This is a genomic window from Sanguibacter sp. 25GB23B1 (genome assembly GCF_040012415.1).
Lineage (GTDB): Bacteria > Actinomycetota > Actinomycetes > Actinomycetales > Cellulomonadaceae > Sanguibacter.
In genome coordinates, this window is the sequence record NZ_JBDYKL010000035.1 from 42,974 (window position 1) to 53,757 (window position 10,784).

Consider the following 10,784-nt stretch of genomic DNA (forward strand, 5'->3'; position numbering starts at 1 on the left):
CGAGAACGATGGTGCATGAACGTACTTCTCCCCCTGCAGAAACGCTCCTCATGGAACGGATTGGCTGTAGTGTGGCACCACTTTGAGGGGGAAGGCCAGGATTTGTCGAAAAAAGAAAAAACTGATTACGAAGTGCGCTCTTCGTTATCGGTTAAGGCAATCGCCATCCGCGTTATCTCGACGGTCGCGATTGCCGGAATCGTTATCGCCGTCTCCCTCTTCGTTCGGCCGGGGTATGACGCGTTGTACGCCCTCGCCTGGGGACGCGACGTCATGCACGGCGCGGGACTGGACTACACGCACCCTTCCTCGCCCACGCCGCACCCCCTCACGGTCCTCGGCGCGATCGCGGTCGGCGGCCTCCCGCGCGACCTCGCTGAGCTCCTGACAGGAGTCCTTTCGGCCATCGCTGCCGTCGCGCTCCTTCTCTTGCTGGGGGCGCTGGCGATGCGAACCTCGGGTGACAAGGTTGCAGCGACTGGCGCGATCCTCATCGGTCTCGTCAGCGCACCAGTCGCGCTCCTCGTCATGAACGGATCGCTCGACATCGCATACGCGGCACTCGCGGTGGGCGCGACCGTCCTGGCCGTACGAGGCCAACACAGCGCTTCAGTCGGAGTCTTCATGGTCGCGGCCCTGCTCCGACCGGAAGCGGTGCTCCTCGCGCTCGTCCCGCTAAGCCTCGAGTGGCGCCGCATCCGGCGATCCGACACGCGGCAGCCGCGGCTCTCGAGGACCGTGTGGGTCTTCACGGGCGGACTCACCGCTGCAGTCGCAGCCTGGATCGTCTTGGGCGCGGCTGGTGGCGACGCTCTGGTGGCCATTCACTCGGCCGCTGGCAACGCCGAGCTGAACAACAACCCCCGCGGCGTGAGCACCGCGTTCACGACCCTCGCCGCTGGACTGGCGTCACCGACGAGCGGCGTCGTGATCATTACCGCACTCCTGACGGTCGCGATCGGCCTCCTGCCCGTTGTCCTCCGACACCAGGCCCCCGCTGCCTTCACAGCAGCATCCGCAGAGGCAGAGGAGCGCCGACGGGCCGTGCTGACGATCGCATGCATCGCGGCCGTCGCTTGCCTCGGTTACCTCGCGCAGGGCGCACTGGGCACCCCGCTGGTCTCCCGCTACCTCCTCCTGGCAGCACTCCTGAGCGTGCCGCTGGCCGCTGCAATGCTCGCCGCGGTGCGGATCCCTCGAGCTGGTGTCGCCCGCGCCGTGGCCGGCCCGCTCCTGGCGACAGTCCTCGTGGCGGCCACCGTGGCCGCGAACGTCGCAGGGTGGCGAGATGTTCGCGAGGCACGGGAGATGCGCCACGAGGTGTTCGAGGCGGCTCGAGACGTGCTCGACTCCGACCTCGTCGATGCCTGCGCGCGGCCACTGGTCGTACGTAGTCCCGCGATGGTCCCGATCGCTGCATGGCACCTCGACCTACGACTGGCTCAGGTTCAGGTCGGGGGCGAGGCACTGGAGGGCGTGCTGCTCCAACCGCTGACGATGGAGGCGGCGCTGCTCGCCGGATACGGCCCCTACACACCGCTGGACCAGCAAGCGACCTTCCCGGCAGGCGTCCCCCCTCGGGCGAACAACACGCACTGGGCCCTCTACAGCACCTGCGTTCCGTGAGGGTGGATCCCGCTCGACGAGAGCACAGAACGTCCACAGCGGTCACCGAAGAGATCGACGTCACCATCCTGCTGCCGTGCCGGAACGAGGAGCGCACGGTGGCCATCTGCGTGACGGACGCACTCACCTGGATCGCTGGACGGGGGCTTGTCGGTGAGGTGCTCGTCGTCGACAACGCGAGCACAGACCGGTCTGCCACGGCTGCGCGCATCGCTGGTGCCCGCGTCATCAGCGAGCCGCGCGTCGGCTACGGACGTGCACTGCGATCGGGGGCCGTCAACGCCAGAGGTCGCGTCGTGATCTTCGCCGACGCCGACAACACCTACGGGTTGGGCGACCTCGACGCGTTCTACGATCCGATCGCCACCGAACGGTCATGCGACGTAGTGATCGGAAACCGCCTCGGTACTGCGCGCGTGCACGGCGCGATGAGTCTGATGCACCTGTGGGGCAACCGCGGGCTGTCCGCACTGACACGCGCAGCCATCGGCACGTCGGTCACCGACGTCCACTGCGGTCTGCGAAGCACCACACCCTCAGCCATGCTCGCGGTCTCCCCGCACAGCACCGGCATGGAATACGCCACCGAGATGATCATCCAGGCACACCGCACCGGACTTCGCATCGGAGAACACCCGGTAGTCCTCGGCCCCGTCGCAACAGGGCGCCGTTCACACCTGCGACCCTTCCGGGACGGCGTGCGACATCTGCGCAGAATCACCAGACACGCAATCTGGAGATGACCCGCCCTACTCACCAGGGCACTCAAGAGATCCGAAGCGGGTCGCCCACGACTCGGGCGACACGAACATCCCGTTCTCTTCTGGCCGCGACAGCTTCGCATCTGACACGGCCGCACGGTACCCACCTGCCGCTCGTCGGCAGGCAGGCGATCCGCCTGTGGACACTCCCCCCTGCCTAACTCGCGGACCGCACGGACACCGGGAACACAATCGTCGTAGGGTCTGGTCCCATGACGGACGACAACGCCACCTCGGAGATCTTCCCGCTCGGGCTGCGCCTCACCGGACGGCGCGTCGTGCTCGTCGGCGGCGGCCTCGTCGCCGCACGCCGTGCCCGCTCGCTCGCCGACGCGGGTGCCGTAGTCGCCGTCGTCTCCCCCGCGCTGTGCGCCCCGATGGCCGAGCTTGTGGCGGCCGGGACGGTCACCTGGGAGCACGAGCGCGAGTACGCGCCCGGCGACCTCGACGGCGCGTGGCTCGTGCACACCGCCACCGGCGACCGCGACGCGGACGCCCGCGTCTCCGCCGACGCCGACGAGCGTCAGGTCTTCTGCATCGCCGCCGGTGACGCCGTCGCCGGCACCGCGTGGGTCCCGGCGGTCGCGGTCGTCGACGACGTGATCGTGTCCGTGACGTCGTCGTCCGCGCGCGAGCGCAACCCTCGCCGGTCCATCCGGGTGCGCGACGCGATCGAGCGCGGTCTGCGCGACGGCACCCTGCCGGTCCGGCACACGCCCCCGCGCCCGACGGCCGGGGCGGTCGCGACGAGCGTGACCGGGACGGGCGACCCCGCGTCATCCGTGGCGGCGCCCACGACGAAGGGATGGGTCGCGCTCGTCGGCGGCGGTCCTGGCCGCCTCGACCTGCTCACCGTCCGAGCCCGGGTGCTGCTCACCGCGGCGGACGTCGTCATCATCGACCGGCTCGCCCCGCGCGCCATCCTCGACGAGCTGCCGCGGGACGTCGATGTCATCGACGTCGGCAAGACGGCCGGGCACCACCCCATCCCGCAGGACCGCATCAACGAGCTCCTCGTCGAGCACGCTCTCGCCGGACGCGGCGTGGTGCGGCTCAAGGGTGGCGACCCCTATGTCTTCGGGCGCGGCGGTGAAGAGCTCGACGCGTGCGAGGCGGCCGGCATCCCTGTCGAGGTGGTGCCCGGCGTCACGAGCGCGATCTCCGTCCCCACCGCGGCCGGCATCCCGGTGACGCACCGTGGGCTGTCCCGGGGCTTCACGGTCCTCACCGGCCACGAGGACGTCGGCCACGTCCCGTCGGCTCCCGACCACACGGTCATCCTGCTCATGGGCGTCTCCCACCTGCCCCTGACGACCGCCGGCCTCATCGCCAACGGGCGCGACCCGAGCACGCCGGCCGCCGTCGTCGAGGACGGGTACGGGGCACGCCAGCGCACGACCGTCGGGACGCTCGCGACGATCTCCGAGCGCGCCGTCGCCGCGGGCGTCCGCCCGCCGGCGATCACCGTGGTCGGCGAGGTCGTGCGCCGCTCCCCCGACTGGGTGGAGCAGCACTAGCTACCGGATGCGCCTCGCGGCTCAGGCTCAGGCTCCGGACCGGCGGTGGTCACCCGACCGCCCCGCCTTGATGTCCGAGCGGTTCTTCTTCGCCCCGAGTCGGCGCTCGACCGAGCCGCGCGTGGGCCGGGTGGCGCGCCGCTTCCGCGGCGGCGGCGCGAGCGCCTCCCGGAGGATCTGGGCGAGCCGCTCCCGCGCAGCCGTCCGGTTGCGCAGCTGGGCACGGTGCTCGGACGCGACGACGACGACCGCGTCACCGACGAGCCGGCCGTGCAGCCGCTCGAGGAGCCGCTCACGGAGCGGCTCGGGCAGCGCCGCGACGGACGGCGACGCCGCCGGTGCCCAGAGGAGCTCGACACGGCTGTCGGCCGTGTTCACGCCCTGGCCGCCGGGCCCCGACGACCGCGAGAACCGCCAGGTGAGCTCGCTCGCCGGGACGAGCAGGTCGCTCGTCACGCGCAGCGGAGTGTCCACGTCAGTCGGTCGCGAGCGTCGCCGCAGCCGCGCGGTAGCGGTCGACGACGATCTGGGCGAGGAGCGGGTGCGCACCGATGGGCGCGGAGACGATGTCGGCACCGACACGGCCGAGACCGTCGAGGAAGAAGCCCGGCGCGAGGAGGTACGTCGCCACGACGATACGACCGTGGGCGGGCCCTCCGAGGGAGGCGCGGGCGAGGTCGGTCGCGACGGCGACCCGCGGAGCCGCCGCGGAGGCGTACCCGACGCTCACCGGACCGTTCCACATGTGGGCCACCGTCTCGACGACCTGCTCGACGTCCCGCGCCGCTCGCGCGTCGCTGGACCCGGCCGCCGCGACGACCACGGAGTCGTCCTGGCGCGCACCGGCCTCGACGAGCCGCTCGACGAGGATCTCGGCGAGACGCTCGTCCGGGCCGAGTGCTCGTGCCGCGACCGTCGGCCCGCCGGTGGCCGACCGTGTCTCCACTGCCGCAGCGATGTCCACGTGCACGTGGAAGCCGCCGGAGAGGAGCAGGGGGACGATGACGACGCCGCGCTCCGGGGCGACGCTGGCCACGACCTCGTCGACCTGCGGGTACTGGACGTCCACGTACGTCTCGAGGACCTCGACGTCCGGGAGCAGGTCACGCACCGCGGCCACGAGGTCACGGATGATCGCCTGGCCCTGCTCGTTGTCCGTCCCGTGCGAGCACGCGACGAGCACCGGGCGTCCGTCCGTGCCCTCGATGTCGTCCTGGACGCTGCCTGCCTGGTCGTTCGAAGTGGTCATGGAGCCATCTTGCCGGATCGACGCTCGGCATGGGTTCGTCAGCCAGCGAGCGTTCATCCACAGGCGATGGACGAGCCGACCATGCGGGCGATCGAGACATTAAGGTCGAGTCCATGCCCCCTCGTCACTATGTCCGCACCCTCACGGTCGTCGGAGGTCTCGCTGCTCTCCTCACGCTCGGGGCGTGCACCGCAGATCCCGAGCCGAGCTCGCCGCCGAGCGCAACAAGCACCCCGACGGCTGACGACGAGGCCACCACGGCTCCCTCCGAGCCACCAGCACCGCCCGAGAAACCGGCCGCGATGGCGAACGACGACGAGGCCGGCGCTCGCGCCGCCGCAGACTACTTCCTCGCGCTCTACGGCTACACGCTGCAGTCCGGCGACGTGACGCTGCTCGATGCCTTCTGCCACGACGAGAGCAGCTTCTGTGCGACGACAGAGCAGGAGGTCGCGGACCAGACGGAGGCACAAGAGCGCTTTGTCGGTGGCGACATCGGCTGGACCGGCGAACCGGCGATCAGCAGGCAAGACGACTCAAGCATGTATGTCCTGAAGGGAGAGATCACTCAAGCCCCACTTGAGGTACTCGGACCAGACGGTGATCAGGTCTCGTCCAGCCTCACCGGAAGCTACTCGGGGGGCGTCGCCGTCTTCTTCGACTCCGGGGCATGGTGGGGATTCAATGTCGGCATCGACGGTCCGACCGAGGTCTCCTGATGAGAGGCATCGCTCTTCAGACGGCCCTCGCGGTGGCAATCACTCTCAGCCCCGACACGGGCTGGTCCGTGACTGACGTCAACCCGGCACCGTCGCGAGACACGGTGGTGGCGGTTGCTCCACGTGACAAGTCAGAAGAACGCACGCTCGGCGCGTCGGCGACAGACGACATCGTGACGCTGGACGGTCAGGTTGCACGCTGGACCACTCTCGCTGACCCGAAGAAGAGCCAGCAGAGAGTCCACATCGCGCCCACGTCCATGAGCTGTGGGCCCGGGGCGATGGTCGTGATGTGTGCGACGGTCTCGGCGAACGAAGCAGCCGAGCGGTGCGAGGACCCGACCGACTTCGAGTTCGCGCCCACCAGCATCAGCGAGCTCGACACGTTCGGGAACTGGACCGCACCCGTGCACAACTCCTTCGTCAGCTGCGCGACGACTCCCACCGGTGCGCTCCCGGTGACCATGACCGCGGCCGAGTTCCAGGCGCTCCCGATCACCCCGTCGGTCATCGTCGTCGGCCCCACCGGCGGCTGGCTCCCCGTCCAGATGGACAACATCGCCTACACCGACGCGACCCCACAGATCCTCGCCACCACCATCGTCGGACAGCCTGTCACCGTCCGTGCCACACCGACCGAGTTCACCTGGGACTGGGCCGACGGCAGCACCCCGACAACCACCACGGACCCGGGCCACGCCTGGCCCCACCACACCGTTGCCCATCCCTACACGCAGGCCGGCGACTATGCCGTCACGATGACGACCCGATGGACCGGCGAGCTCTCCCTCGACGGCGGCACCACCTACCAACCCATCGACGGCACGGCCACGACCACGACCACCGCCCCCTCGATCAGCGTCACCGAGCTCCGCAGCCGCCTCGTCACCGAGCTCCGCAGCCGCCTCGTCACCGACCCGATCTACTGAGACACGGGCGACGGTCGAGCCTCCGACAGGTCAGAGCAGCCGCCGCGCCGCCGCCCAGCGCGTGAGCTCGTGCCGGGAGGAGAGCTGGAGCTTGCGCAGCACCGCCGACACGTGGGTCTCGACCGTCTTGATCGAGATGAACAGCTCACCGGCCACCTCCCGGTAGGAGAACCCGCGCGCGATGAGGCGCATGACCTCCTGCTCGCGGGCAGACAGCCGGTCGAGCTCGTCGTCCCGCACGGCGACGTCTGCCGCCTGCGTTCCGAACGAGTCCAGCACGAAGCCGGCCAGCCGCGGCGAGAAGACCGCGTCGCCGCCGGCGACACGGTCGATCGCGGCGCTGAGCTCCGGGCCCGAGATCGCCTTCGTCACGTACCCGCGAGCGCCGGCCCGGATGACCGCCACGACGTCCTCCGCCGCGTCGGACACCGACAGCGCCAGGAAGCGGGTCTCACCGATGACGGGCACGCACCGCGTGAGAACCTCCGCACCACCACCGCCACCGCCGCCCGGGAGGTGGACGTCGAGGAGCACCACCGTCGGCCGGGTCGCGAGGATGACCTCGACCGCACCGTCCACGTCGGCCGCCTCGCCGACCACCTCGACGTGAGCGTCGAGGCTCGCCCGCACCCCCGCCCGGAACATGTCGTGGTCGTCCACGAGCACCACTCGCACCTGCTCTGTCGCTGTCATCGTGCTCGCTCCTCGGTCGTGCTCTGCTTGTGGTTCGTGTCCGCCAGCGGCATGCGCAGCGCGATCTCGGTCCCGCGGTCCCCGTGGGAGACGACCGTGGCCTCGCCCCCCTTGCGCTGCACGCGTCCGAGGATCGACTCCCGCACGCCGAACCTATCGTGCGGGATCTGGTCGAGGTCGAAGCCCGCGCCACGGTCGCGCACGTAGACCTCGGCAGCCTGCTCGCTGATCTCCAGGTAGAGCGACACCGGCGGCGCGCCGTGCACCACGGCGTTGACGAGCGCCTCCCGGGTCGCCTGGAGCAGGGCGCTCGTCGCCTCGCTCGGGTGGCAGTCCCCCACGACGACGACGTCGATCGACACCGACTCGTCACCGCCGGTCCGTTCCGTGAGCGTGTTCTCGACCTCGGCGACGAGTGCCGCCACGTCCGCCGCGAGCGACGTGCCGGCGGCCGGACGGTCCTTGTAGAGCCATTCCCGGAGCTCCCGCTCCTGGTTGCGCGCCAACCGTGTGACCTCGCCGGGTCGTGCCGCGCTGCGCTGGATGAGCGCCAAGGTCTGGAGCACCGAGTCGTGCAGGTGCGCGGCGATGTCTGCGCGCTCGTTCGCGCGCTCACGGGCCGCCCGCTCCTCGCTGAGCTCCCGACCCAGTCGCAACCACCAGGGTGCGAGGACGAGCGCGGCCCCGGCGAGCACCGCCGTCGCAGCGACCACCGCGGGGATCATCTCCGAGCCGCTCATGTCCTGGCTCACGAGGAGGAGCACGCCGATGAGGACGAGCACGATGCCGCCCGCGAGCCGGAGCACGACGTTGGGTGTCCGGCCACCGGCCCGCGTCAGCCACCGGCCACGTTCCGTCTCGTCGAGCTGGCTCCACGCGATCCCGACCCCCGCGAGGGCGATGAGGACCGGAAGCACCCACGACCACTCGATCGTCACACCGAGACGGCTTGCGACGAGCGCGGCCGCCGCGACGACGAGCAGGCCGCCGACGAGGATGTCTCGCACCGGCACGTTCGACCACAGGTCCTGGCGCTCGGCGTCCCAGCGCTGCTGCCCGCGGGAGGCGATCCGAGCGAGCGCCGGGTCACGCTGCTCCGCGGCGACGGCGGCCGGGTCACCGGTCGGCACCGTGGCCCAGAGGAAGACGTACGCCAGCACTCCGATGCCACCACCGAGGGCGAGGATCGTCGCCATGATGCGCACGGAGCGCACCGGCAGGTCGAGGTGCGCGGCGATGCCGAGGCAGACGCCACCGAGGAGACGGTTCCCGGGTGGACGACGCAGCGGGAGGCGTGCGCGCGGGGCGCCGGGCAGGGTGGTCGATGGGCTCACTCACTGATCGTCACACGCGAGAGGCGTCCCGGAGGGGATCCGAGGAGTTCTTCAGGGTCGCCCGGGCGAAGAATCAGGGGGGTCTCAGGGGAACACCCGATGGTCGGGAGGCTGCCGAGCGAGAAGGATCGTCGGTATGAACACCTCCGACTCCTCCGCAGCAGGTTCCGCACCCGGGACGCCACCGGGTGAACCGCCCACCACCCCGGTGGGCCCTCCCGACAAGGTCGACGAGTTCTTCGACTCGATCCGCCGAGCCGGTATCGTCCGTGCGCAGGACCGCTGGATCGGGGGCGTCGCCTCCGGTGTCGCCCTCCGGCTCGGTGTCGACGCCCTCCTCGTCCGGGCCGCCTTCGGTGTCCTCTTCCTCGTCTCGGGGGTCGGCTTCGTCCTCTACGCCCTGGGCTGGGCCCTCCTGCCGGAGCAGATCGACGGCCGGATCCACCTCCAGGAGGCGATCCGTGGTCGCTTCGACTCGGCTCTGGTCGGTGCGGGGATCGTCTTCCTCGTCGGCGTGACGACCGGCGGCCTCGGATGGTGGGGCGACGGTGGGCACTGGTTCGGCGCGATGTTCTGGGTCGCTCTCACCGTCTTCGCCGTCTACGCCCTCGTGACGTTCCGCAACCAGCGCAACGGTCAGCCGCCCTTCGTCCCGGGGCCCGGTGCGCCTTCGCCCGGCGCGCCCGGTCAGGGCTTCCCGCACGCGGGACCGACCGCGCCGACCCCGCCGGGCTCGACCCCCACGGTCGCCATGCCGTCCGGCACGTTCGCCGCCGGCGCCGTCCCCTCGTCGCCCACGACCGGGACCGTCCACGGACCGAACCTCCAGAAGTCCGGGCAGGGCACCCCGAGTGGCACCGGCGCGATCCACCCCGGCTCGGGGCAGCCGTGGCAGGCGCCGGGCGGTCCGCCGCGCGGACCGCAGGTCTACGGGGCGACGTGGGACGGGAACCAGAAGCCCGGCGACCACCCTCGCGGCCCGCGGAGCGCCGGCGTGACGTACGTCAGCTCGGTCCTCGGCCTGAGCCTGCTCACCTTCGCCGCCCTCCTGCTCCTCGACCGTTCCGGAGACTTCGACTACAGCCCGTGGCTCACGGCGGTCGGCGTCGGGGTGATCCTCACCGGGCTCGCCATCGTCCTCGCCGGCATCCGGGGCCGGTCCTCCGGTGGCCTCGGCTTCCTCGCGATCGTCGCCATCATCGTGGGCGCACCCGCGGCGTCCTGGTCCTCCGACGGCATCTTCCTCGACGGTGCCAACCGCTCGGCCATCGGGAGCAGCTCCTACGCACCGGAGACCGTCGAGGACGCCGAGGACGGCTACTCGTTCGGGCTGGGCGACATCACGCTCGACCTCACCTCTCTCGACCTCCCGCCGGTCGACGACCGACCCGTGACCGTCCCCGTCGAGATGGGGGCAGGCAACGTCACGGTCATCCTCCCGCAGGACCCGTCGGCCTCGGCGGAGATCACCCTCGGAGCCGGCCAGGTGTACTGGCAGCTCGACGGTGACGACGACGTCCGCGGCGGCGTCGGCACCGCCGGTGCCGAGTTCGAGACCGAGGACGTCCGCGACGGCGCGACGCCCGACATCCACCTGGTCGTCAAGGCCGGGGCCGGCGAGATCTTCATCAAGGAGGAGTCATGACCGACTCACAGCCCACCGCACCGCTCCCCGTCCAGCCCGAGGCCACGGCCGCTACCGAGCCCATCCCGCCGGCGCGTCGCCCGCTCCGCCCCAGCACGATCATCTGGGGTCTGGTCGTCGCCGTCGTCGGTGCGGGAATCCTCGCCCGCGCGCTCGGCGCCGAGTTCGACAACGACCTCGCGCTCATCGTGCTCCTCGGTGCCGCTGGCGTGGCGCTCGTCGGCACCTCGATCGCCTCGGCTGTCCGCCGCCGCTGAACCACGCACGACGAAGGCCGGGACCCGCGGGTCCCGGCCTTCGTCGTGCGTGGT

Annotated in this window: 11 protein-coding genes; 7 read left to right on the forward strand and 4 right to left on the reverse strand. The window is 70.9% G+C overall.

What is annotated here, in order from left to right; translation table 11 throughout:
* Positions 1-15: 15 nt before the first annotated feature.
* The 3 genes from ABKW26_RS16610 (at position 16) to cobA (ending at position 3,904) form a co-directional block, all read left to right on the forward strand.
* On the forward strand, positions 16-1,626 hold the full coding sequence (locus ABKW26_RS16610) for a hypothetical protein (RefSeq protein WP_348595085.1): 1,611 nt from the start codon (positions 16-18) through the stop codon (positions 1,624-1,626).
* A complete protein-coding gene (locus tag ABKW26_RS16615) occupies positions 1,623-2,369 on the forward strand; it encodes a glycosyltransferase family 2 protein (protein WP_348595086.1) in 747 nt (248 codons plus the stop codon). The genes ABKW26_RS16610 and ABKW26_RS16615 overlap by 4 nt, the downstream gene beginning before the upstream one ends.
* Positions 2,370-2,599: 230 nt before the next feature.
* Positions 2,600-3,904: a uroporphyrinogen-III C-methyltransferase gene (gene cobA, locus ABKW26_RS16620; protein ID WP_348595088.1), complete on the forward strand. Its 1,305-nt coding sequence runs from the start codon at positions 2,600-2,602 to the stop codon at positions 3,902-3,904.
* A 27-nt stretch (positions 3,905-3,931) separates the two neighbouring features.
* On the opposite strand, the gene arfB is transcribed toward cobA, so the two are convergent.
* Both arfB and ABKW26_RS16630 read right to left on the reverse strand, forming a co-directional pair.
* Positions 3,932-4,378 (reverse strand): alternative ribosome rescue aminoacyl-tRNA hydrolase ArfB, encoded by a 447-nt coding sequence (arfB, locus tag ABKW26_RS16625; protein WP_348595090.1) that lies wholly within the window; start codon positions 4,376-4,378, stop codon positions 3,932-3,934.
* Position 4,379: 1 nt separating this feature from the next.
* A complete protein-coding gene (locus tag ABKW26_RS16630; protein WP_348595091.1) occupies positions 4,380-5,153 on the reverse strand; it encodes a CbiX/SirB N-terminal domain-containing protein in 774 nt (257 codons plus the stop codon).
* Positions 5,154-5,266: 113 nt separating this feature from the next.
* On the opposite strand from ABKW26_RS16630, the gene ABKW26_RS16635 reads away from it, so the two are divergent.
* Positions 5,267-5,872, forward strand: a complete 606-nt coding sequence (locus ABKW26_RS16635) for a DUF6318 family protein (RefSeq protein WP_348595093.1) — start codon at positions 5,267-5,269, stop codon at positions 5,870-5,872.
* Between the two features lie 173 nt (positions 5,873-6,045).
* Entirely contained in the window at positions 6,046-6,801 is a 756-nt protein-coding gene (locus ABKW26_RS16640) for a hypothetical protein (RefSeq protein WP_348595095.1), read from the forward strand.
* A 30-nt stretch (positions 6,802-6,831) separates the two neighbouring features.
* On the opposite strand, the gene ABKW26_RS16645 is transcribed toward ABKW26_RS16640, so the two are convergent.
* Together ABKW26_RS16645 and ABKW26_RS16650 are read right to left on the reverse strand one after the other, a co-directional pair.
* On the reverse strand, positions 6,832-7,494 hold the full coding sequence (locus tag ABKW26_RS16645; protein ID WP_348595096.1) for a response regulator transcription factor: 663 nt from the start codon (positions 7,492-7,494) through the stop codon (positions 6,832-6,834).
* Positions 7,491-8,828 (reverse strand): PspC domain-containing protein, encoded by a 1,338-nt coding sequence (locus tag ABKW26_RS16650; RefSeq protein ID WP_348595097.1) that lies wholly within the window; start codon positions 8,826-8,828, stop codon positions 7,491-7,493. The genes ABKW26_RS16645 and ABKW26_RS16650 overlap by 4 nt, the downstream gene beginning before the upstream one ends.
* A gap of 136 nt (positions 8,829-8,964) precedes the next feature.
* Here ABKW26_RS16650 and ABKW26_RS16655 point away from each other — a divergent pair, with 136 nt between their 5' ends.
* Entirely contained in the window at positions 8,965-10,473 is a 1,509-nt protein-coding gene (locus tag ABKW26_RS16655; protein ID WP_348595098.1) for a PspC domain-containing protein, read from the forward strand.
* The gene (locus ABKW26_RS16660) at positions 10,470-10,730 is read left to right on the forward strand and encodes a hypothetical protein (protein WP_348595099.1); all 261 of its coding nucleotides are present in this window, start codon (positions 10,470-10,472) and stop codon (positions 10,728-10,730) included. Before ABKW26_RS16655 ends, ABKW26_RS16660 begins: the two co-directional genes overlap by 4 nt.
* The last annotated feature ends 54 nt before the right edge of the window (positions 10,731-10,784 follow it).